At 34.8% G+C, this 21,935-nt stretch carries 25 protein-coding genes; 12 read left to right on the forward strand and 13 right to left on the reverse strand.

Going from position 1 to position 21,935, the window contains the following annotated elements:
• The first annotated feature begins 128 nt into the window (after window positions 1-128).
• From ABZC96_RS00785 to ABZC96_RS00825, 9 genes are all read left to right on the forward strand, one after another.
• A complete protein-coding gene (locus ABZC96_RS00785) occupies window positions 129-944 on the forward strand; it encodes a DUF6713 family protein (RefSeq protein WP_373028378.1) in 816 nt (271 codons plus the stop codon).
• Window positions 945-953: 9 nt separating this feature from the next.
• On the forward strand, window positions 954-1,631 hold the full coding sequence (locus ABZC96_RS00790) for a 3-methyladenine DNA glycosylase (RefSeq protein WP_373028379.1): 678 nt from the start codon (window positions 954-956) through the stop codon (window positions 1,629-1,631).
• A gap of 4 nt (window positions 1,632-1,635) precedes the next feature.
• A complete protein-coding gene (locus ABZC96_RS00795; protein WP_373028380.1) occupies window positions 1,636-2,451 on the forward strand; it encodes an SDR family NAD(P)-dependent oxidoreductase in 816 nt (271 codons plus the stop codon).
• Window positions 2,452-2,552: 101 nt separating this feature from the next.
• Complete coding sequence (locus ABZC96_RS00800) at window positions 2,553-3,944, forward strand: sensor histidine kinase (RefSeq protein ID WP_373028381.1); 1,392 nt, start codon at window positions 2,553-2,555, stop codon at window positions 3,942-3,944.
• Window positions 3,937-5,646, forward strand: coding sequence for an EAL domain-containing protein (locus ABZC96_RS00805; protein WP_373028383.1), 1,710 nt, complete (start codon window positions 3,937-3,939; stop codon window positions 5,644-5,646). The genes ABZC96_RS00800 and ABZC96_RS00805 overlap by 8 nt, the downstream gene beginning before the upstream one ends.
• Window positions 5,647-5,710: 64 nt before the next feature.
• Window positions 5,711-6,244, forward strand: coding sequence for a molybdopterin adenylyltransferase (mog, locus tag ABZC96_RS00810; protein ID WP_373028384.1), 534 nt, complete (start codon window positions 5,711-5,713; stop codon window positions 6,242-6,244).
• Between the two features lie 16 nt (window positions 6,245-6,260).
• On the forward strand, window positions 6,261-6,470 hold the full coding sequence (locus tag ABZC96_RS00815) for a hypothetical protein (RefSeq protein ID WP_373028386.1): 210 nt from the start codon (window positions 6,261-6,263) through the stop codon (window positions 6,468-6,470).
• Window positions 6,470-6,679, forward strand: coding sequence for a hypothetical protein (locus ABZC96_RS00820; RefSeq protein WP_373028387.1), 210 nt, complete (start codon window positions 6,470-6,472; stop codon window positions 6,677-6,679). The genes ABZC96_RS00815 and ABZC96_RS00820 overlap by 1 nt, the downstream gene beginning before the upstream one ends.
• Before the next feature lie 155 nt (window positions 6,680-6,834).
• Complete coding sequence (locus ABZC96_RS00825) at window positions 6,835-7,581, forward strand: carbonic anhydrase (RefSeq protein WP_373028388.1); 747 nt, start codon at window positions 6,835-6,837, stop codon at window positions 7,579-7,581.
• Window positions 7,582-7,583: 2 nt separating this feature from the next.
• Here the strand turns inward: ABZC96_RS00825 and ABZC96_RS00830 are convergent, their stop codons facing one another.
• The 8 genes from ABZC96_RS00830 to ABZC96_RS00865 all read right to left on the reverse strand — a co-directional run bounded on the left by ABZC96_RS00830 (window position 7,584) and on the right by ABZC96_RS00865 (window position 15,078).
• Window positions 7,584-8,273, reverse strand: a complete 690-nt coding sequence (locus ABZC96_RS00830) for a rhodanese-like domain-containing protein (protein ID WP_373028389.1) — start codon at window positions 8,271-8,273, stop codon at window positions 7,584-7,586.
• Window positions 8,274-8,327: 54 nt separating this feature from the next.
• Entirely contained in the window at window positions 8,328-9,020 is a 693-nt protein-coding gene (locus ABZC96_RS00835) for a rhodanese-like domain-containing protein (RefSeq protein ID WP_373028390.1), read from the reverse strand.
• 99 nt (window positions 9,021-9,119) lie between these two features.
• Window positions 9,120-10,703 carry a SulP family inorganic anion transporter gene (locus tag ABZC96_RS00840; protein WP_373028391.1) on the reverse strand — a complete coding sequence of 528 codons (1,584 nt, stop codon included), beginning with the start codon at window positions 10,701-10,703 and terminating at the stop codon, window positions 9,120-9,122.
• An 88-nt stretch (window positions 10,704-10,791) separates the two neighbouring features.
• The gene (locus tag ABZC96_RS00845) at window positions 10,792-11,193 is read right to left on the reverse strand and encodes a hypothetical protein (protein WP_373028393.1); all 402 of its coding nucleotides are present in this window, start codon (window positions 11,191-11,193) and stop codon (window positions 10,792-10,794) included.
• Between the two features lie 46 nt (window positions 11,194-11,239).
• Complete coding sequence (locus ABZC96_RS00850; protein WP_373028394.1) at window positions 11,240-12,478, reverse strand: DEAD/DEAH box helicase; 1,239 nt, start codon at window positions 12,476-12,478, stop codon at window positions 11,240-11,242.
• 161 nt (window positions 12,479-12,639) lie between these two features.
• The gene (locus ABZC96_RS00855) at window positions 12,640-13,164 is read right to left on the reverse strand and encodes a hypothetical protein (protein WP_373028395.1); all 525 of its coding nucleotides are present in this window, start codon (window positions 13,162-13,164) and stop codon (window positions 12,640-12,642) included.
• A gap of 108 nt (window positions 13,165-13,272) precedes the next feature.
• Complete coding sequence (locus ABZC96_RS00860; RefSeq protein ID WP_373028397.1) at window positions 13,273-14,505, reverse strand: NAD(P)/FAD-dependent oxidoreductase; 1,233 nt, start codon at window positions 14,503-14,505, stop codon at window positions 13,273-13,275.
• 96 nt (window positions 14,506-14,601) lie between these two features.
• A complete protein-coding gene (locus tag ABZC96_RS00865; RefSeq protein ID WP_373028398.1) occupies window positions 14,602-15,078 on the reverse strand; it encodes an LptA/OstA family protein in 477 nt (158 codons plus the stop codon).
• Window positions 15,079-15,329: 251 nt separating this feature from the next.
• Between ABZC96_RS00865 and ABZC96_RS00870 the strand changes: the two genes are divergently transcribed.
• From ABZC96_RS00870 to ABZC96_RS00880, 3 genes are all read left to right on the forward strand, one after another.
• Window positions 15,330-15,989 carry an EF-hand domain-containing protein gene (locus ABZC96_RS00870; RefSeq protein WP_373028399.1) on the forward strand — a complete coding sequence of 220 codons (660 nt, stop codon included), beginning with the start codon at window positions 15,330-15,332 and terminating at the stop codon, window positions 15,987-15,989.
• A gap of 239 nt (window positions 15,990-16,228) precedes the next feature.
• Entirely contained in the window at window positions 16,229-16,567 is a 339-nt protein-coding gene (locus ABZC96_RS00875; RefSeq protein WP_373028400.1) for an EF-hand domain-containing protein, read from the forward strand.
• Between the two features lie 237 nt (window positions 16,568-16,804).
• A complete protein-coding gene (locus ABZC96_RS00880; protein WP_373028401.1) occupies window positions 16,805-17,737 on the forward strand; it encodes a methyltransferase domain-containing protein in 933 nt (310 codons plus the stop codon).
• 426 nt (window positions 17,738-18,163) lie between these two features.
• Here ABZC96_RS00880 and ABZC96_RS00885 read toward each other — a convergent pair whose 3' ends face one another.
• The 5 genes from ABZC96_RS00885 to ABZC96_RS00905 all read right to left on the reverse strand — a co-directional run bounded on the left by ABZC96_RS00885 (window position 18,164) and on the right by ABZC96_RS00905 (window position 21,776).
• The gene (locus ABZC96_RS00885; protein ID WP_373028402.1) at window positions 18,164-18,565 is read right to left on the reverse strand and encodes a hypothetical protein; all 402 of its coding nucleotides are present in this window, start codon (window positions 18,563-18,565) and stop codon (window positions 18,164-18,166) included.
• A gap of 86 nt (window positions 18,566-18,651) precedes the next feature.
• Window positions 18,652-19,269: a DUF2238 domain-containing protein gene (locus ABZC96_RS00890; protein ID WP_373028404.1), complete on the reverse strand. Its 618-nt coding sequence runs from the start codon at window positions 19,267-19,269 to the stop codon at window positions 18,652-18,654.
• A gap of 16 nt (window positions 19,270-19,285) precedes the next feature.
• The gene (locus tag ABZC96_RS00895; RefSeq protein ID WP_373028406.1) at window positions 19,286-19,894 is read right to left on the reverse strand and encodes a class I SAM-dependent methyltransferase; all 609 of its coding nucleotides are present in this window, start codon (window positions 19,892-19,894) and stop codon (window positions 19,286-19,288) included.
• Between the two features lie 29 nt (window positions 19,895-19,923).
• Window positions 19,924-20,577 (reverse strand): TetR/AcrR family transcriptional regulator, encoded by a 654-nt coding sequence (locus tag ABZC96_RS00900; protein WP_373028407.1) that lies wholly within the window; start codon window positions 20,575-20,577, stop codon window positions 19,924-19,926.
• Window positions 20,578-21,338: 761 nt separating this feature from the next.
• Window positions 21,339-21,776 carry a hypothetical protein gene (locus ABZC96_RS00905; RefSeq protein ID WP_373028409.1) on the reverse strand — a complete coding sequence of 146 codons (438 nt, stop codon included), beginning with the start codon at window positions 21,774-21,776 and terminating at the stop codon, window positions 21,339-21,341.
• Between the last annotated feature and the right edge of the window lie 159 nt (window positions 21,777-21,935).

Genomic DNA, 21,935 nt, shown 5'->3' on the forward strand with positions numbered 1-21,935 from the left:
AACAAGCTTTTGATTTCTTCGCACCTTTGACTACGACTTACTTCATAAAGCGTGTAGGGCATGTATTGAGAGGATAGAACTCTCTATAAATTTCTCATTGAGAAAACAGCATATTAAAAGGAGATTCAATGCCAGCGAAGCCAATCATACTGTGGCTCTACCTCCTGAACGCTGCAGTTCTCATTACGCACGAGATTGACTCTGCTTACTGGCATGAGTGGGAACTGTTCGGGATGCCGGGTGGCATTCAGTTGTTTCTGATCCTCAATTTATTACTGGTAGGATTTGTGCTTTACGGTTTTCAGGTACTCGTTCAAAGACGCGCACTTGGCCTTCTTTTTTCTTGGTTATTGGTGGGTGGAGGACTATTCGCCGTAACTATACACTCGTATTTTCTTTTGCAAGCCAGTGAGACCTTCCGTTTACCCGTTTCTCTTGGACTTCTTACTGCTACGTTTTTTCTTTCTTTGACGCAAGCTGTTGCACTGCTCAAGATACAAAGAACACCTTCTATGCCTTTTACGCCTATGACACCCTATCTTACTACTGATGGCATTATAGAGTTGTATAAGGGAGGTACATTTAAGGGTATCGTACTCATCGAGCGTAAAAATGACCCGAAAGGCTTAGCGCTTCCCGGCGGTTTTGTGGATGTGGGTGAGTGTGTAGAAGATGCTTTAATACGGGAGATGAAAGAGGAGACGAACATGGATGTACAGATAAGCAGTCTGCTTGGTGTCTATTCTGACCCTAAGCGTGACCCCAGGTTTCATACGGCAAGTGTTGTCTTCATAGCACAAGCTCAAGGCCAACCCAAAGGCGGAGATGATGCAAAAGAGGCGAAGCTCTACGCACTGGAAGATATACCGATAGATCAATTGGTTTTTGACCATAGTGAAATCTTGAAAGATTATCTATCACAGTACCATACACCACATAGCTAAAGGTATCTTTTGCAAAATAGTTACGATCTACTGCGTGCTCTTAAAAACATGGGCTATCTTAAAACTACCAGAGATCCCCTCTGGTGGCCGCAAAGCTGTACTTTTGAAGTCATCATCGGTGCGATCTTGACCCAGCAGGCAAAATGGGAAAGAGTAGAGGAGTCACTGGTAAATTTAAAAGAGGGTGGTCTCATAACCCTTGAATCCCTAAGCAGGGCAGAGATTGAGCAGATCTCTACACTTATCAAACCCAGTGGTTTTTACAATACCAAAGCTGTGAGACTTCAAAAACTGTGTCAAAATATTCTCAATGAGTTTCATACATTTGAAATGTTTCAAAATGATGTAACTCGAGACTGGCTGCTCGAACAAAAAGGAATAGGAATGGAGAGTGCAGACTCTATCCTTTGTTATGGATGTGGACGTGAGGCCTTTGTTGTCGATAGCTATACATACAGACTCCTTGAGGCTTTTGGCTACAATTTTGATAGCTATATTCAGATCCAGGCATGGATGCAAGAGGGGATCGAAGCAAACTTTGATAAAATAACCCAAATGTATGATACCAAGATGACACTACATAGTGTCTATGCCCGTTTTCACGGCATGATCGTAGAGTTTTCTAAAGAGCATACACGAGGCAAAAATGTCAATACAGAAACACTCAAAAAGTATATAGAAGGATAAAATAGTGACCAACATCGTCATAACAGGCTGTTCCACAGGTATAGGACTTGAAACAGCAATGTATCTAAAAGATAAATTTGTCAAAGTCTATCCTACTGCACGAGATCAAAAAGATGTAGAGATGTTAAAAGATCTAGGTTTTGAAGATGCTATGCTGCTTGATGTGAGAAAACCCGATGAGATCAGAGCAGTTATTAACAAAGTTCTTGAGGTTGACAGTAAGATAGATGTCTGGTTCAATAATGCAGGATTTGGTCAACCTGGTGCTATGGAAGACATTAGCACTGTGGTACTCAAAGAGCAGTTTGAGACCAATGTTTTTGGTCTGCATGAATGCACCCGACAGATAATTCCAGTGATGAGAGAGCAAGGATATGGAAAGATCATCCAGCATAGTTCTGTACTTGGTCTTATCTCTCTTTTTAGTCGAGGTGCATACAATGCAAGTAAATACGCAGTAGAGGGGCTAACAGACACACTAAGACTGGAACTCAAAGATACACATATTTATCCTATACTTCTAAATACAGGACCCATCACCAGTGATTTTCGAAAAAATGCCGTACAGAAGCTAAAAGAGAATGTAGATATAGAGCATTCCTTATTTAAGGAAGAGTACCTACGAAGTATGGAGGGAATTACCAAAAAAGTACCTTTTAAAGAAGATGCGACCTCAGTAGCATCTATAGTACATAAAATCATATTGGCCGATAAACCAAAACCTCGTTACTATATTACTAAAGCAACGTACTTGTTAGGGTATTTAAAGAGGATATTAAGTACTAGACTTCTTGATAAAATATTGATTAAAATATCTTAAATAGTATCGTTACAATCAAGATAGTATAATTTGTAAAGATATTATTGTTTTATTTAAAAAAATTATATTACAATATATAATTAAATCTGAAAGTATACTCAATGAATAAGTATCTAAATTATATATTGCCATTGCTTACCATTGCAGATACTTCAAGCAATACAGAAACAGAAAAGCGTCAGCATAGTTTCCTGATTTATATGGGTTTACTCATGAGTATGGGTGGTCTGTTATGGGGTACTCTCTGCCTGTACCATGACATTTATCTTGCAGCAATAGTGCCCTATACTTACATATTTATCACCATCTTAAACTTCACTTATTTATATTTTACGAAAAATTTTCAAGTGTCTCAAAATATACAGATTATTATTTCATTATTACTTCCTTTTTTCTTTCAGTTTTTTCTTGGAGGCTTTATCGCCAGTGGTGGAAATGTTCTCTGGTCTGTTATAGCTGTATTTGGTAGCTTCACAATAGGAGATAAAAGAAAGTCATTATTATGGCTTTTCCTATTTATCTCATTAATGATCTTTAGCGGTTTAGTGGATTCCTATGCAAAACCATACGATATTGGTTTGCCAGAGGGATATATCATTGGCTTTTTTGTCATTAATTTTATTGTAATTATTGGTGTGGTTTTTAGTCTTTATTACTACTTTGTAAGTAGTGAAGAGAAAGTCAGACTTGAGCTTCAAGAAAGTTTGGAAAAACTTGAACAAGCTCAAAAGATACTCATTGAATCAGAAAAAATGGCATCTTTGGGATCGTTAGTGTCCGGTATGGCTCATGAGATAAATACGCCTTTGGGAGTAGGTCTAACCGGTATTTCTCAAATTGACCATGAACTTAATAAATTAGAGTCAAATTACAAAGAAAACATGCTGACTGAAGAAGCACTCAAAGCGTACATTAGTATTATGAAGAAATTAGTTCAAACTATTCGTGACAGGTTAAATAATGCTGTGACTTTAGTCAAGTCCTTTAAAGATATTTCTGTTGACCAACACTTTGAAGACCAACGTGAATTTAATTTAAAACAATATGTTGATAGTATTATTTTTAGTTTTCAATCTCAGTTAAATGATAAACAGGTAAAAGTGAACAATAGTATAAATGACAGTATTGTTCTTGATAGTTACCCAGGAATTTTTTCACAGATCTTTTCAAATCTTATTTTAAATTCTATTAAACATGCTTTTGAAGAAGGTGAAGATAATGTCATCAATATAACTATGGAATTAACAAATCAATTCATTATTCATTATCGAGATAACGGTAAAGGTGTCAACAGTGAACACGAAAAAAAGATTTTTGATCCTTTCTTTACCACTAAACGGGGACAAGGTGGAAGTGGACTTGGCTTACACATTGTTTACAATCTCATTACCCGACAGCTTGGAGGTACATTAAAACTTATGAAAGTATCACCTCATGGTTTAGGTTTCAGCATCACACTTGATCCATCAATTATAAAGGTTAAACATGGCTAATTTAATTTTTGCAAAAGAAGAAAAATCTCATACACAGAGTAAAAAAAACATACAAAAGATATTAATTGTAGATGATGACCAAGCCATTCATGATATAACAAACATAGCATTGGAATCAATGAATTTTTCTGATTTTGAACTTGAGGTGTTAACTGCGTACAGTTCTTCTGAAGCAAAAAAACTTCTTAGCGAACATGATGATATTGCACTTGCTCTCATAGATGTCGTAATGGAAACGCCTGAAGCAGGTTTGGAGCTTGTAGATTATATTAGAAAAGAACTACAAAATGATTTTATCAGGCTAATCATCCGTACAGGACAAGCCAATGATTTTCCTCCAATGCATGTTATTCAACACTATGATATTAATGATTTTAAGGAAAAAACAGAACTCACACGTGAACGACTTTATACTACCATCAGAACATCCATTAGACAATATGGGCAATTAGTAGAGCTTCAGAATAAGTATGAAGAAACGTACCGGCAAATGACAACTGATTCATTAACTTTGTTACCAAATCGTATCAAATTAATTGAAGATTTTTCAAAGCAATCACATCAAACCCTTATACTTATAGACATCATTGGTTTTAGTCATATTAATGAGACCAATGGTTATGATGTAGGTGATTATGTTCTTAAAGAGCTAGGTGCATTTTTGAGTTCTAAGTATAGTGACATATATAAAGTTTATCATTTAAATAATGATATTTTTGCTCTTGTCACAACCAAAGAACACTTAGATAGTCTTCAACAGAATGTTGAAAAAATAAAAAACGATATTTCTAAATTTTCTATAGTGACTGAGAATTTTAATATACATATTGAAACGACAATAGGTGTTGCCTACCAAACGGAAGATGATGTATTAAAAAAAGCTGAATTAGCATTAAAAGAAGCACGTAATTTAGGAAGGAATCAAATTAAATTCTATTCAAGTGATTTGAAAGTGATACAGCAGATAAATGATACAAACTACTGGGCACCGATTATAAAACATGCACTTGATCATAATAATATCATCGCATATGCCCAACCTATTTTTAATTTAAATGATCAAAGTATTGATAAGTATGAACTCTTAGTCCGTATTAAAAATAATGAAGAAGTTTACTCTCCAAGTAAGTTTATTAAGGCAGCCAGATACAGTGGACAACTTTATAGTATCTTTAAATTTATGTTTGATCAGGGATGTAAACACGCAGCAAAAACGGGGAAAAATTTCAGTATCAATATTAGTGATTGTGAAATTCAGCATGAAGGATTGATTGAATTTATTCAAAGGACCATTGATTATCATGCAGTAGATCCGAAATTACTTTCATTAGAAGTATTGGAATCTCATGCGATCACACAGTCTGATGATACAAAAAATCTGATTTTAACCTTACATAAATTGGGTCTTGAATTGGTTGTTGATGACTTTGGTGTACAATGTTCTAATTTTGCTCAAACAGAGTTTTTACCCATCACTACATTAAAGATTGACGGTTCTTTTATTGAAAATATACATGAATCTGAAAATAGCAAAATTATTGTAAAGACCATTCAAACTTTTGCCAAAGAAAAAGGATTAAAACTGATTGCTGAGTTTGTTTGCAATCAAGAGAGTTATGATGAAATCAGGAAACTTGGCATTGAATACGCACAAGGATACTATCTTGCAAAACCTGTCCCTTTAGATGATCTTAACATTTAAGACCCTAAAATAATTACGATATAATGCGTGAAAATAATTATGAATTAGCAAGGACGTGTTAGTAATGGACAAAATTAGAATCGGTGTCATCACTACAAGTGACAGAGCATCACAAGGTATTTATGAAGATATTTCCGGTGTAGCCATAATGGACACGATGAAAGAGTATTTACTCAATGAATGTGAATATGAATACAGATGTATACCAGATGAACAAAGTCTTATAGAAACCACACTGATAAATCTTTCACGTGATGAAAATTGTGATCTGATCGTCACCACTGGTGGAACAGGTCCTGCACCAAGAGATGTGACGACTGAAGCAACTGAGAATGTGTGCCAAAAACTTCTTCCGGGATTTGGAGAGCAGATGAGGGCAGTGAGTTTACAGTATGTACCAACAGCAATACTTTCTCGTCAGACAGCAGGTATCTGTAATGGTTCACTTATCATCAATCTTCCAGGAAAACCAAAATCAATCCGTGAATGTCTAGATGCAGTCTTTCCTGCTGTTCCATACTGTATAGACCTTATTGGTGGGTCTTATATGGAAGCAAATGAAGAAGTCATTAAGGTCTTCAGACCTAAAGCAAAATAGGGACATACTAAATAATATGAATGTGGATTTTATAGAAGATAAAATGAATGAGATCATAAAAGAGCTTGAAATGGAAGTCATGACTGTTCTTATGGATGAAAGTCTTGACAAAAAACAAACCAATCTACATATGAAACCTCTGACATCGACCAAAAAAATACTGAACAATGCGCTAGAGAGTATCAAAATGGTTGAGAAATTGGGTAAAGAAGAATTAGAAAAATAATGAAAGTCATTCTATTCTTCATATTTTTGACACTTTCTCTTTGTGCAACTGAAAATCCAATGATCCTGCTGCCTTGGGGTATTGGATTCATTGTTGCTCTTGGGATCTTTTTTTGGGGTATCTATAAAGCGATCAAAACACAAAAGAGCATCTATATGCTGACATTACTTCCATTCTTATTTCTGATGATAGGAATGTTTTTTATCTAATATATACAATAGTATTGCTATGTTTAAACAGTACTATTTATTAGTATAGATCATCTTGACATATCTACTGATATTTATCCCTTTTTTGACCCATTCACACTTCTTTTTAATTTAATTCATTTTATACTAAATTATTAATATAAAAAGGATTGCTTATGCAAAAAATTACATCAATACTTTTAACATCTACCATGATGTTATTGGCAAATAATGCAGAACCTAAAAATGAAGATATTCACTGGGGTTATACAGGCCATAATTCACCCGATCAATGGGGAAAACTTTCTGAAAAATATAGAGAATGTGCTACAGGACTCAATCAGTCACCTATAAACATTACCCATTCGATCCACAGCTTTCTTCCACCACTTTCTCCTTCTTATGGAAGTGACTCTAATTATATTGTTGATAACGGGCATACTGTTCAGGTCAATATGGCTAAGGGTAGTACAGTAGTTATTGATGACATTACATTTGAACTGAAACAATTTCACTTCCATGCACCCAGCGAAAATCATATAGAGGGAAAAGAATTCCCTCTAGAAGGACATTTTGTCAATTTAGATAGAGACGGGAATATCGCCGTACTTGCCGTCATGTTCGAAGAGGGTGAAGAAAATAAGGAATTAGCAAAATTTTGGGATACAATGCCAACAAAAGCCGGAGAGATACAGGAGTTGAAACTTTCTAAAATAGCCAATGCTCTGTTACCAGTAGACAAACATTATTATCGTTTTAATGGTTCACTCACCACACCTCCATGTACAGAGGGAGTTAGATGGTTTGTATTTAAAGATACACTCACTATCTCTAAAGAACAAGTAGCTAAATTCATGAAAATAATGCATGGTGTTAATAATAGACCTATACAGCCTCTAGATGCTAGAATCATAGTTGACTAAACTTATTTTCTCGTTGTAGTCATACTTAAACCAAGCCAGTCATCCATTCCGCCTCGATACCACTTTATCTTTTTTGGCGGATAGCCTAAAGAGAGCAGTGCTTTGATCATTTTAGGAGACTGACTACACCAGGCACCATTGCAAAAAAGTAAAATAGTTTTTGCCTGAGAAAAGTCAAAAGACTTATTCTTAGCAAGAACACCCAGTTTTACTAAAGAAGCTTTATATTCCTCTTCAAACACTTTTGGCATCGTCATATAGGCATAATGTATATTAACAGCACCAGGAATTGTACGATATTCATACCACTCTTCATCGCGGGTATCTATGAAAAGCATGCTCTTATCCTGCTGCATATTTTTTATAAAGGTCATGACTTCCATTTCTCCATACGTCTCTATATCTTTATGGATTTGCATAGGAAAAATGGTTTTACCCGCACTTGTAATGAAAGTAGATTTACAGGCTTTTAATACACTTCGACTAGCATACTTATCTTTCCAAAATACATCATTGCTAATATGTATATTTTTACATTCAGGGTCAATCTCCCGTTTGACAGTAATACGTTTGTTCTCTCCTGCGTGGTTGATATAGTCTGTTTCAACCCCTATCGAAACTAACGAAGTATGAAGATCATTAGAGAAACCCAAAAAGCTAAAAATGATAAGTAAAAATATAATTTTATACATCATAAACTCCTTCTATATAAATATAAAGACTGTATATCTTTATGAATTACATAGCTACTTCCTTGTAGACGTCATACCTGCAGCTAACCATGTCTGCAGACCTCCTCGATACCAGTTCATCTTTTCAGGTGGATATCCTATCTCAAGAAGTGCATCTATCATGGCTACTGACTGACTACACCATGGTCCATTACAAAAGATAACTATCTCTTTGGCTTTAGTGAAATCCAGTGTTTCATCTTCATTGATAATCACACCAAGAATTCTTAATTCATGTTCAAACTCAAACTCAAAAGCTTTTCGTTCTTTAAAATGATGAAATGGCATATTAACTGCACCTGGTATCGTACGATAATCATACCAATCCTGCTTGCGTCCATCTATCAGCATCATAGAGTCATCTGTCTGCATCTGTTTGATAAAGGCTAAAACCTCAAGCTCCCCATAAGTAGAGATTTCTTCATGTAAATGCATAGGCAGCAGTTTACCAGTGGTATGTACATAAGTAGATTTACATTTTTCAGGGACTTTTGTATTGGCGTAGTTTCCTGTCCACACCATCGTATTATTGATAGGTATTTTTTTACACTCTTCAGGAATATCACGCTTCACTGATATCTCAGATACTGTCCCTTTATTGGTTAAAAACTTTACATTTATTCCTACATACTCAAATCCAGAATTAGCTGATAAAGACAAAGAAAAACAAATAGGTAGAAGGGAAATACTAAAATATTTATTAAACATGATGGATCCTTTATGCTTATATTAACATATAGTCTGTAGAAAGTATGTGTAGTGGGTGGAAAGACACGCTAGAAAAATCTAGCGTATTTAGGAGAAGGATTAGACGTTAGCTGCAACTTTATAGGTAGGATCATCTTCCTCATATAAACAGAAAGGACCTGCTGTCTTTAACATACGTTTACAATCTTCAGAGAGGTGTCTAAGTGTAAGTTTCTTACCTGTTTTTTTATACTTCTCTGTCAGTCCATCGATCGCTTCTGCACCAGAAGAGTCCATTACTCTTGCTTTTTTAAAGTCTATAATGACCTCTGAAGGATCATTCTCTACATCAAACTGTTCATTAAATGATGTTACAGAAGCAAAGAAAAGAGGGCCATCAAGTTCATAGATCTTTTTCCCCTCACTGTCTACAGAAGTACGTGCAAAGATCTTAGCATGTTCCCATGCAAAGACAAGTGCAGAGATGATGATACCTGCAATCACCGCTACTGCAAGGTCTTCAATCACTGTAATAATCGTTACAACCACCAAAACAAAGGCATCTGAACGTGGCATATGTTTGATACGCTTGAGTGAAGAAAATTCAAAGGTACCAATACTCACCATAAACATGATCCCCACAAGTACAGCCACAGGAATTGCGGCAATAATATTTGAAAAACTTACCACAAGAATAATGAGTAAAACTGCCGCCGTGAAAGATGAAAGACGACCCAGACCACCAGAAGTAAAGTTAATAACAGATTGACCTATCATCGCACAACCTGCCATACCGCCGAAGAGACCAGAAGTACTATTACCCACACCAAGAGCAATACACTCTTTATTACCTGAACCACGTTCTCCACCCATTTCATCAAGCACTGATAGGGTCAATAACGATTCGATAAGCCCAACAAGAGCAACAATAACAGCTGTAGGTAATATGATAGCCATAGAATCCCATGAGAACAAAGAGAGATCAGGAAGTATAAAACTTGGCATGGATACATGAGAAAGATCTGCAAGATGACCCACTGTTTTAGTATCGATATTAGCAAAATATACTACTAGGGTTACTACAATTATCGCTACAAGACCTGCAGGTACGGCTTTACTTATCTTAGGTAAATACTGCATTGTAGCCATCGTTGCAATGATAATAATATACATAATATAGTTCTCAGAAAAACTTGTTTTTATAATCTCTATCCATGAGCTGTATTGTTCTATATTTGCAGGTGCAAGGAAAGGAAGTTGAGCTATAGCTATAACAATGGCAAGTCCGTTTACAAATCCAAAAAGGGCAGGTTGAGGTACTAGACGGATAAACTTACCCATCTTCATAACTCCAATCGCTATCTGTATAAGTCCTGCAATGATAGATGTCAGAAGAATATAGTGCAGTATCATCATAGAAAGATCTTCCGTAGAAAGATCTGGGTACATATATTTTACTGAAAGTCCAAGAGAGACAAATACAACAGCTACAGAACCTGTAGCTCCAGATATCATTCCTGGTTTACCCCCAATAAGAGAGGTAATAAGACCAATAATAAATGCGCCATACAGTCCAACCACAGGAGAAACACCTGCGATAAATGAAAATGCTATCGCCTCAGGCACAAGTGCTACTGCTACTAATGCCCCTGAGAGAATGTCATTTTTTATATTTTGTTTCGAATAGTTTTGAATGTTAAACACATCAATTCCTTACTTTCTTTATGGCGGAATTTTACCATAATAGTTTTACAAGCTACTTCTTCTCATCAACACTATTAAATCCCCTTACTTAATCATATAATCTTCTTGGCTCTTCACACACATAGCTACCATCTTTATGATCAGTAAAATATCTACCAAAACCTGTCATTCCTTTACAAGCACCATAACGAATACCTTTGGGCTTATACTTGCTTTGTTTTTTTCCTGCTTTTAAATTGAATGTATGGGTATAAAAAGACCCTTTTAATCCCTTACTACCTGTATAGTCACCACAATACTTACCTGTAGTTTTCTTACCTTCCGTGCAATACATCACAAAAACATTATAATCACATACATTCATAAAGGTATAGTTGTTTCCTTCCCATTTTGTTTTTACACAATCCATGGCCGAAGTATCCGCATAACTGACATTTATTGCTAATAAAAAACTACTGACTACCAATATTTTCTTCACAGTATCAAACATATTCAAACCTTTTTATTTTAGATATTTTAGTATATCAACTTATCCTTTAGTCAGCTTCCTTGAGTGCTTGCTCTCGTAACCTGTCTTTTTTACTTTTTCTTTTACCTTTGACAGGCGCTTTTCCTTTTTCTTTTATAGGCGCATCACCTTTAAGTTCATAACCTTGTATCTGTTCTCTTTCCAGTTTGATGTTACTACGTTTTTCTATGAGTTTAAAATGTTCTTGTTCCTCATGTCCTATGAATGTCACTGCTAATCCTGCCTTACCAGCTCTTCCTGTTCGTCCTATACGGTGGATATAATCCGCAGGTGAACGTGGCAAGTCATAGTTTATGACACAGCTAATATCATCTATATCCAGTCCTCTGGAAACCAGATCTGTCGCAAACAAGATCTGTATTTTCTTCGCTTTGAACTGTTCGAGCGTATAGTTACGGTCTTCCTGCGTCAGATCCCCATGAAAAGACTCCGCCAAATACCCACGATTTCTAAACTTCTCGGCAATGTTGTCTGTGGCTCTTTTATTAGTCATGAAGACAAGCACTGTTTTCCATTTCTCTTTCTTCATCAGATGTCTAAGCACTGGTCCACGATTTTCAGGATTCACTTCTATCACTCTTTGAACTATCTTCTCCACAGTAGGTGCTTCATCTTCAAAACTTACTTCGACAGGATTTTTTGTGATCTTTGAAGCAATGTCAAGCATCTTTTGAAGATAGGTTGCTGAAAACATAAGGTTTTGACGCTGTGTGGGTATAGCTTCTAAAATGAGGTCAAGCTCTTCGGAAAACCCGAGATTTAGCATTTTATCTGCTTCATCCAGCACTAAAAACTCAAGATGTGAAAGGTTCATCTGTTTTTTACGCAGCACATCTAAAAATCTTCCCGATGTTGCTACAAGTATATCACATCCTTTCTGTATAGCAAAAATCTGATCACCAATGCTTTCTCCACCAATAACAGAAACCACTTTTGGTTTTCTAGGTAGATGTGCCCCAAAAGTAGAAAAGTACTCTGCTACTTGAATCGTAAGCTCACGAGTAGGGGTCAACACCAAAACCTTTATCTTCGACTTCCCCTCAGCCACATTTTTAGACCATAGCTCCAAAATAGGCAAAACAAAGCTCGCACTTTTACCACTTCCTGTCTGTGCTCGTGCCATAACATCATACTTTTCTAATACTAGAGGGATGACCTTCTCTTGTATGGATGTTGGTTCTGTATAATTATTTTCTTGAAGTGCTTGTATTATAGGTACTGAGAGTTGGAGTTTTGTAAATGGCATGATGTGATTCCTCGGATATAGGAGTTTTTTCTTCTAATCATCTTCCAAAAGAAGTTATATAGAACATTATAGCGTAGAGAAAGTATATTTGATTATTGGGGTTTTGTATGAGAGTACCATCAGGAACGATGGTACCTAAAAAAGTCTAGAGTGTCTTTTTTCTAAAATGGTATACCGATATGGATACCTACTGTATAATCTTCAGCTTCTTTTGTCTTCGAGTATCCAATCATTGGGCCGATATGGTATTCTTCTGAAATATCAAGGTTATATACGGCTTCATAGTGAGTAACATATTCTCTTTCTGTTTCTCCATCATGCTTTGCCCATTCAAATCCCGGAGCAACTGAAAGTACTATATTTTCAGTAGGATGGTATGCAAGTATGACCATTGCGACATAGTGGTTATCATGTGAAAATACCACTTCCGCACCAACTCCTACAGAGAAGTACTTCTCCAATCCATCACCATCTAACTCTTTCATAATATGAAAGTCCAACATAGTACCTTCTTCACCCTCAGTTTTCAGGTCTACATATCCTACAGAAACACCAAATTCCCAGTCATGTCCCTTATGTGCACCATAATGATGGTCTTCTTCACTCATTGCAGCAGTACTAAGTCCAACTAAACATACAGTAGCAAGTGCCAATGCTTTGATAGGTGTAATCATTTTTTTATACATATGTTCTCTTTCTATGAAAAACTTTAGAAGAAGTTTCATTTTAATTTTGTGAATCGCATTATACAAAATATCTACTTATATATACTATAAGGTAAACCTATTTTAATACTACTTTAACATCCCTGCCAGATAGCCACTGGCAAACGACCACTGTAGATTATACCCACCACAAGGGCCATCAAGATTCATCACTTCACCACAGAAATATAGTCCTTTTATTTTTTTACTCTGCATGGTATAGGGGTCTATCTCTTTTAGATGTATTCCTCCTCGAGTGATCATCGCCATTTTGAATCCGTCATGTCCATTTATAGTCAAGGGTGTCCATACGAGAAGTTTGATGAGCTTGTCTCTTGCTGCACCCGCTTGTTTACCCAAGGCAAGAGCAGGGTCAACTTCTGCTAGCTTGCAGAGTTCTAGACTCACAGACTCAGGGAGCAGAGTTTGAAGCAGTTGTAGTGTATTACGATGAGGGTCTTTGGCTTGTTCTTTCTTAAAGTGCTCACGTATCTGCTCTTCGTTAATCCCTTTGGTAAGATTTACAAGCACAGGAACTTCCTCAAATTTACTTAAAAGAGGAGTGATCTCACGGGAAAAATCCAATACTACAGGCCCACGAATACCATCTTTGGTAAAGATCAGGTCTCCTACGGCAGAAAGATTTTTATATTTTTTCATATCAACTCGCATAGTGACTTTTGCTATGGTATCAGCTCTACAGTTTCCTACCCAAGTCTCTATGGTTTTCAGTGGCATCATTGCAGGATAAAGGTCCGTGACTTTATGCCCTACAGACTCAGCCATAGTGTAACCGTCACCCTCAGCACCAAGCACAGGATACCCCATACCTCCCGTAGCAATAACTACATTGTCACCGTTAAATGTATCTGTAATCGTAATGACGCCAGTAACTTTTTCACCATCATGCTCTAAAGTTTCAACCTTTTGTGAACACAACACTTTTACACCAAGATTATGCATCTCTTGTTCCATAGCGTTAATAATAGTCGAAGAATTGTGAGTGATAGGAAAAACACGGTAACCGTCTGGAGCATGACTCTCCACTCCAATATCTTTAAAAAATGCCATAAGAGCCTTATGATCCAATGCATTAAGAGCAGGAGTCATAAAACGTCCATCACGACCAAAACGAGCCATAAAGTCTTCATTTGAAAGGGTATTGGTCAGGTTACAGCGTCCACCGCCTGTCGCTTTTAGCTTCGCACCTATTTTGGAGAGTTTCTCTAAAAGCAGTACAGACTTTCCAGCACGTGCAGCTGTAATTGCTGCCATCATGCCCGCTGCACCGGAACCAACTACTATGAGATCATACTTTGACACTAGAGATTCCTTCACATAAAGATTATCGACATCATATCAAAAAGTTGTATAAACCCATCATCTACATATGAATTCTCAGAACATTAAAAATATAATTTATAATCCAAACGAGCGTCTTAAATCATTAAGTTTTAGAAAAAACTTTGTACTAATAGGACCACCCCTAACATTCATCCTACCTGTCATCATATTTAGAGTAATCTTATCACCTTTTATTTGACGTTTAATAACAAAGTCATTATCATTTATAATTGCTTTGCCTTTTAATACATAAAGTGATTTCCACTTATCATAAATAAGTTGGTTTGCACGCCCCTTAAAAGAGTGTTTGTCACCTTTAATCTCAAAGCGAACTGATCCTATAGCTTCATACATTCTTGTTTCGTTATTTTCATCAAGGTATACCTTCACTTTATCTGCATGTAACCAACTATTGTCTATTTTTATTTTGGCATTACCTATAAAGTGTATTTCTTTGTCTTCTGCCTCTATGTATTTAGAGCTTATTTCCATTCTCTCTGCAAAAATAGTTTGCGTGAGTATGAAAAAAAGTATTACTTTTAAGAACTTCATGATACGCCCTATATAATTATTTAATTAACATTCCAACTACGCTGAGTCTCTTATAATGCTAAAAAATCATGTATGTTAGATAATAAGCTCATAATTTGTACTAGCAATTCTATCTATAAATGATAATTTATATAATATCTAAAAATTATATAAACTTATAATTTAGTACACATTAGATACACATAAAAAGAGTATAATATATTAAGTTTCCTAGAAATAGGAACTAATCTAGTAAATAATAGGAATAAACAATGAAAAGATTAATAATTATAGGTCTATTGGCTTCAGCTGCATGGGCTGCTGATTTTTCTCATATGAGTACCGATGAGATGATGAATATGCGTGGAAGTGTTTCCGTAGATGATCGTCCTTCTTTTCAACAAGAGATGCAAAAACGTATGCAGAGTATGAGCCCGGAAGAACGACAAAAATATAAAGGTATGAGAGGACAAGGTCAAGGCATGGGTATAGGACAGAATTGTATGAATAACCAACCTACATTTGCCCAGTATGATATCAACAATGATGGTGCTATTACTCAAAAGGAATTAGAGGAAGCACGTGCCAAACGTATGAGTCAGAAAGCCAAAGAAGGTAAAATGCTGAGAAATGCAGGAAACGCGCCTGCATTTGCCGACATGGATAAAAACAAAGATGGATCATTAAACCAGGAAGAATTCCGTTTACATCAAACAGAGCAGATGAATAAATGTAATAAACGAAATTATCCAACAGGCAATTGTCCAAATACGGGTAAAGGTCAAGGTATGATGAGAAATGCAGGAAATACACCTGACTTTGAAGATATTGATACGAATAATGATGGTGTCATAAGCAAAGAAGAATTTCGTTTACATCAAACCCAGAGAATGCAAAACAAAGGTAATTGTCCATCAGGGAATTGTCCTTAAGCTGTAAAATCAATAGGTATATTGGTTCAAACTGATGTATTCCCACGATTGTGTGGGAATGCTATAATAAAAAATAGCCTGTAGATATCAGGTTAAAGCGTCTTCTACTACACGTATTACCCTGAGTTTTTACCCTTATCTTTTTTTTCAATCCACACACTTTACACACTTATAGTATAAAATAATGAAGATTTCTCACTCAAAAATAGAGAATGAATCTATATATGAAAGGAAAAACAATGAAAGGATTACTAATTATTACGTTGATAGCTTCTACAGCTACATGGGCTGCTGATTATTCTGATAAAGGTAAGAGTATGTGGGAAAAAGGCATAAATAATCAACCTACATTTTCACAATATGATATTAACAATGATGGTAAAATAACCCCAGAAGAATTAGAAGAAGGACGTGAAGAACGTAGGAAACAGCATGCTAAAGAAGGGAAAATGATGAAAAATGTAGATAAAGCCTCTTCATTCGCAAATATTGACACCAATAAAGATGGAGTAATAGATAAAGAAGAGTTCCGTTTACATAAAATTAAGTATCCACAGAGTTGTGTGACCTTTGGCTGAAATTGAAAGATATTTACAAGTCCTATAGTTTATTTAACTATTGTACTTGTTAAATATCTATAACACACAAGTATTTTCTTGTGTATAAAATGCGATTACTACATTCCCATATTATTGTGGGAATACTACAAAACACAGTACAAACTCCCATTTCATACATCTATGTTAAAATACTCGATAATAGACACAGAAAAGTATAATACTAAATAATATTATATTAATATATGGAGTTCACTTTTGACAATTACCACCCAATCCATGCAAAACCTTATGATATGGTTCACGGCACATACAAGTGAATTAAAAGCAGGTGATAGTATTAGCTTTGAAGCAGTTGATCCGGATATTGGTGACCTCTATGCAGGAAATATGTTAGAGATAGAAGGTAAAATCTATATCTACAGAGGATACAAGTCATGGACAGACTTAGCAGAACTCCTCATGTGTAAAATGATGACCCCAGAAAAAAGTACCTATCCATTGGTAAAACTTACTTTTAAAAAATTAGAGACAAAAAGCTCTTTTCATATAATATCTCAGAGTTCAAAAGAAGAAAAATATGGTGTAAATTCCAATTTTGCACAAATACACAAGATGGAAGAACCTGCCTTTCTTTACTACTATAACCAAGCCTTACAAAATGTTAAGATAAATCAAAGAACATCTGTCCTAAACCTTGGTATTAATACAGGAGATGAATTTTCCGTCATTAAAAACAGTTTAGATACAAAGACATATGCAAATATAAATTTTGTGGGTATCGACCACTCACAAACAGCTATAGCCTATGCAAAGAGCTGTTTTCCAGAAGAAAATGTAACATTTCATACACATGATATCAACGATTTAGAGAGTTTAAACCTAGGAAGGTTTGATTTACTTGTAAGCATAGGAACGCTTCAAAGCCCGAATATCAACTTCAAACCCTTTTTCATGTCATTGGTACAAAACTATCTGGAAAAAGATGCTGCAATCATTTTAGGTTTTCCAAACAGTCGATGGATAGGGGGAGAGATGATCTATGGAGCCAAGGCACCCAATTATGCTATGAGTGAAATGTCACTGCTTTTTAACGATGTCATTTTCTGCAAAAAGTATCTACAACAACATAAATACAGGGTCACACTTACGGGTAAGCAATATATCTTTCTAACTGCAACAAAGATATAGGACTAAATAGTAAATTTCAGACTCAAAAAGTATGATTTTAAATCAAACATATGGAAAAACATACCAACTTACAAATAATCAAAGATTTTTTACTTCAGTTACTGTTTCTATCTAATGGAGGGTGACTCTTTGTTTCCAAAATATTTCTCTTTTTCTTTGCAATATATTACAGAAATGTTACATCCATAATGTTATATTTTTAATATACTTAAAAAGAGAAGTGACACAATGAAAAGAATACTATTGAGGGCAATAAATATAAACCACTGGAAAAAGCAGGAAAAGTCGTTTGTAATAGCTATGATACTCATGGGTGTATTTAACTTCTTTATCGTTATTAGTATGCTATATAGATAAATTATAACAGGGTATTTGTTATAAAAATACCCTTGTTTTTATGAGTAGAAACGTGTCAATCAAATAAATTTATCGTTTTCCGCCACCGCCACCTTTACCACCTTTGTTACCACTATTGCTTCTCATGCCATTGCCACCTTTATTTTCTTGACCTTTGCCCATACCTGACACATTTCCCTGACCTTTACCCTGTCCATTTTTAGACATGTTTCCTTTTGCATTCACTTGGCCTTTGCCTTGTCCAGTACCTATAGGATTTTCATTTCCCTGCATTTTATTACCGTTGGTGTCCTGATATTTATGTTGGTATTTGTATTGGTGCTTGTATAGTTTTTTCCCACCCATTCCAGTACCATTTTTTAATCTTTGCTGCGTTTGAAGATTTGTTTGAGTCTGAGTAGCTTCCACTGCAAACAGTGAAGGTGAAGCCAAAAACGCCAATGTACCTAATGCTAAAAATGTCTTTTTCATATAAAATCCTTTGTAAATTAAGATATTAACAATATACAAAAAAAGTGTGAACTATCTATGAAAACAATACTATTATTTTATCCCAATTAATCTATAGATAAATCCCAAGAATTGCTACTTGAAATCTGTTTATCATGTAATTTAGAAAGCACTAAAAGTGCCACTAAGCCTCCAAATAGGGCATATCCCATATCTGATTGTGTATCCCATATGTAACCTTGTGTACCAAGAAAGGCTTCTGCATCTTCCTCTACAGCAAGTGCTACCCACCACTCTACAAGCTCATAAAAGGCAGAAAATGCCAAAATGATGCTCAATATAATAAAATGTAGCCATATTTTTGCACCCTGTACAATATTTTTACGTATTAAAATCTCTCTAGCAAGTATCGCAGGGATAAAACCTTGTGCAAAATGGCCTACTTTATCATAATTATTTCTGCTATGATCAAAAATCTCTCTGATCCAGTCAAACAGTGGTACTTCAGCATATGTATAATGTCCGCCAACCATTAAAATAATCATATGAATCAAAATAAGAGTATAAAGCAGGGGAGTTAATGGAAACCTTTTATAGGTAAGAACCAAAATAAACAATCCTATAAATACCGGTAGCACTTCCAAAAACCATGTAAATGGATCTTTAGGTAAGACTGCTGACCATATCAGGACTGGAATAAAAATGGATAACCATAAGTTTCTCATTTAATATTCTCTAATATTATTTTATGGCTGTCATCAAAAAGACAGTGAATTCAGCATGAGGTTTAGAGATTTTGTTGGCTAAACTGAAGGTTATATCTTTAAATCCTACCTCCGTAGCATGTCTTGCAAGCATTTCACGGTCAAAACCATAGTGAAATACACCAGTATTATCACTATGGAAAGTACCATCTTCACTATCTAAATCAGCAATAGCAATAAATCCATGATCATCAAGCATATCATAGAGTTTTGAAAAGAGGGCGGGGATATCTTCCAAATGGTGAATCGTCATTGAGGAAATAATACCATCAAATTTTCTATCAAGAGTATTCGTACTCAAGTCTTTCTCTATCACTTCAGTATTACATGAGAATAGACCACACTTATTTTGAAACTCCAGAAGCATAGAAGGGGAGTTGTCTACAGCAACTATCTTCTCTACATAGGGTGCGACAAAATAGCTTAAAAGACCTGTACCAGCACCAAAATCCATAACTTCCATAGATTTATTTAGTTTTATATTATTTACTATTAACTCTGCAATGCCTTTGGCATTCTGTACACGTTTACTGTTCATATCCCAAGACTTTGATTTATCTGCAAAGTGATCTACTTTTTTTTCCATTATAATCCTTAATATTATTTAGTATATGCCTAAAACAGCGTCTCTTGTTTCTCTATCTTTATATTATCCCAAAAGAAATCTACATGTTTTTCGAACATAGAAACGACAGAAGAGGTCGATTTTTTATCTAATTTTAGCAAAGAAACCTGCATTTGATAGAAAAAGAGAGGTGAAAAGAACTCATTTGCCAATAATAGAGGGTCAGAAGACTTTATCATCTCATCTTGCATCATCATAAAAAAGAGGCTTGAAAGCTTTTTAACGTTCTCCTGGTAGAAATACTCGTTATAGATCTCTCTTATTCTCTCATTTCTATATATCTCTTGCATAAGCAGCTTTAGAAGTGCCTCATTTTGCCCATCAAAGCCTATAAGCTTGAAAGTGGTGGCAATGGACATCAACAGGGACTTTCCTTGTTTATGGAGCTCTGAAGCATCTTTATCGTCAAATATAGTCACTATAGCTGAAGAGGTAAGCTCGCTTACTAACGATTCAAGTATCTCATCCTTGTTCTTAAAGTGGTTATAGAGGGCACTTTGCTTCATATCCATAGCACCTGCTATATCTCTAACCGTCGTAGCCTTATATCCTTTGGTTGCGAAGAGTTTAAGTGCAATCTTCAGTATTTTATCTTTTGTTTTACTTCCTTTAGTAGGGGAAGAAGTAACGCTCTGCTCGTTCATAGTGGCTCCTTTGATAACATTATAGTGAACAAGTGTTCATTTGTCAAGTGCAGTATTTCACATTATATGAACAACTGTTCTTATATGATTCTTTGAATTAAATATAATATGAACAAGTGTTCTTATATGTCAAATATTGAAAGTTATATGATGAACAAGTGTTCATATATACCTCACCAAAAGCCCTATACACCGACACTTTAGAGAATTACTACAAACGTAAAGTACATTGACCGCAAGATACTTTACATTATTTGATGAATAATACTAATAAATATTAGAAATTGTCTCTTTTGACTAATTTTTAATCATATAAAAATCTGACATAGAAATTTTTCTACACTTTAGATCTCGATAAAGGTTGTTTTTAAAAATTTAGATGGAATGAATCTGACTGAAAATTAACTTTTTTCTTCATCTTGAAAAATGTTTTTTTATTTTTCATGCAAGTCCTAAAATTTAAAATATGTATTTACCATGATCTAAATTATGATGTAAAACTAAAATATAATTTTTTACTCTTTTGTATGACTTTTCATATTTGTCCACTTTTTAGAATATACCAATAAGAGTGCTACAAAATACAAAAACTCAGAATACAAATTAAAAACTATAAATTTAGTCATTTTTTACTTTTTCAAATATCCTCATACCTTGTTGCTAATACACAAAGGAGAAGAGATTTAATTTTTTAATAGAATTTATATTATGTTAACCAATACATATTATTAATATATATCATAATCTACAGGCTGTATTACTTACACAACTAGTAGACTATTTTTTTCTGCGATATGCTTTAATAGTTTTAATGTATGTTTTTCTAAAGATGTTTGTTTAATTTTAGAAATCATAGTTATCAAATGATCATACGAGTCAAAATGAATATTTTGTCTGTGAAGTGCTGCAGTACTCATATAGTCTAATATTTCTTCACGACTAACAATACACTCTTTTTCTAAATTTTGAAGCATCATAGCTAATAACGTTTCATCTTCATCTAAAAGATTATTTGCTATTTCTTCAGCTGCATCTTCATCAATTCCTCTATTATATAAAATAGAAGCAATGCTCGACTTTATTGTCTGATTTGTTGTTTGGATATATGTAACACGATTTACTACAGTGTTTGCAATCAATGGATTTAATGCCAAACCTGAGATAATCAAAGTAATACTAATAAAATTGTGTTTCTTCATTTATAAATCCTTTTAGTCATCTTAGTCTAATAAGGTTAACAATACACATTAATTAGATCAAAAATTTGTACACTTATTTTTGTATTTGACATTTTTATGACATTTATATTATATAGTTTTATTATCAAATAATTTAAACTAATTATATAAAAGAATAAT

It is taken from the genome of Sulfurovum sp., assembly GCF_041551015.1.
Lineage (GTDB): Bacteria > Campylobacterota > Campylobacteria > Campylobacterales > Sulfurovaceae > Sulfurovum.

Excerpts from the sequence above, each read along its gene's own strand:
- ABZC96_RS00835 (WP_373028390.1), bottom strand. The coding sequence starts at position 9,020 with ATGTTTAATAAATATTTTAGTATTTCCCTTCTACCTATTTGTTTTTCT.
- ABZC96_RS00820 (WP_373028387.1), top strand. The coding sequence starts at position 6,470 with ATGAAAGTCATTCTATTCTTCATATTTTTGACACTTTCTCTTTGTGCA.
- ABZC96_RS00785 (WP_373028378.1), top strand. The coding sequence starts at position 129 with ATGCCAGCGAAGCCAATCATACTGTGGCTCTACCTCCTGAACGCTGCA.
- ABZC96_RS00900 (WP_373028407.1), bottom strand. The coding sequence starts at position 20,577 with ATGAACGAGCAGAGCGTTACTTCTTCCCCTACTAAAGGAAGTAAAACA.
- ABZC96_RS00865 (WP_373028398.1), bottom strand. The coding sequence starts at position 15,078 with ATGAAGTTCTTAAAAGTAATACTTTTTTTCATACTCACGCAAACTATT.
- ABZC96_RS00815 (WP_373028386.1), top strand. The coding sequence starts at position 6,261 with ATGAATGTGGATTTTATAGAAGATAAAATGAATGAGATCATAAAAGAG.
- ABZC96_RS00800 (WP_373028381.1), top strand. The coding sequence starts at position 2,553 with ATGAATAAGTATCTAAATTATATATTGCCATTGCTTACCATTGCAGAT.
- ABZC96_RS00875 (WP_373028400.1), top strand. The coding sequence starts at position 16,229 with ATGAAAGGATTACTAATTATTACGTTGATAGCTTCTACAGCTACATGG.
- ABZC96_RS00850 (WP_373028394.1), bottom strand. The coding sequence starts at position 12,478 with ATGCCATTTACAAAACTCCAACTCTCAGTACCTATAATACAAGCACTT.
- ABZC96_RS00885 (WP_373028402.1), bottom strand. The coding sequence starts at position 18,565 with ATGAAAAAGACATTTTTAGCATTAGGTACATTGGCGTTTTTGGCTTCA.
- ABZC96_RS00895 (WP_373028406.1), bottom strand. The coding sequence starts at position 19,894 with ATGGAAAAAAAAGTAGATCACTTTGCAGATAAATCAAAGTCTTGGGAT.
- ABZC96_RS00845 (WP_373028393.1), bottom strand. The coding sequence starts at position 11,193 with ATGTTTGATACTGTGAAGAAAATATTGGTAGTCAGTAGTTTTTTATTA.
- ABZC96_RS00825 (WP_373028388.1), top strand. The coding sequence starts at position 6,835 with ATGCAAAAAATTACATCAATACTTTTAACATCTACCATGATGTTATTG.
- ABZC96_RS00905 (WP_373028409.1), bottom strand. The coding sequence starts at position 21,776 with ATGAAGAAACACAATTTTATTAGTATTACTTTGATTATCTCAGGTTTG.
- ABZC96_RS00805 (WP_373028383.1), top strand. The coding sequence starts at position 3,937 with ATGGCTAATTTAATTTTTGCAAAAGAAGAAAAATCTCATACACAGAGT.
- mog (WP_373028384.1), top strand. The coding sequence starts at position 5,711 with ATGGACAAAATTAGAATCGGTGTCATCACTACAAGTGACAGAGCATCA.
- ABZC96_RS00830 (WP_373028389.1), bottom strand. The coding sequence starts at position 8,273 with ATGTATAAAATTATATTTTTACTTATCATTTTTAGCTTTTTGGGTTTC.
- ABZC96_RS00890 (WP_373028404.1), bottom strand. The coding sequence starts at position 19,269 with ATGAGAAACTTATGGTTATCCATTTTTATTCCAGTCCTGATATGGTCA.
- ABZC96_RS00870 (WP_373028399.1), top strand. The coding sequence starts at position 15,330 with ATGAAAAGATTAATAATTATAGGTCTATTGGCTTCAGCTGCATGGGCT.
- ABZC96_RS00855 (WP_373028395.1), bottom strand. The coding sequence starts at position 13,164 with ATGTATAAAAAAATGATTACACCTATCAAAGCATTGGCACTTGCTACT.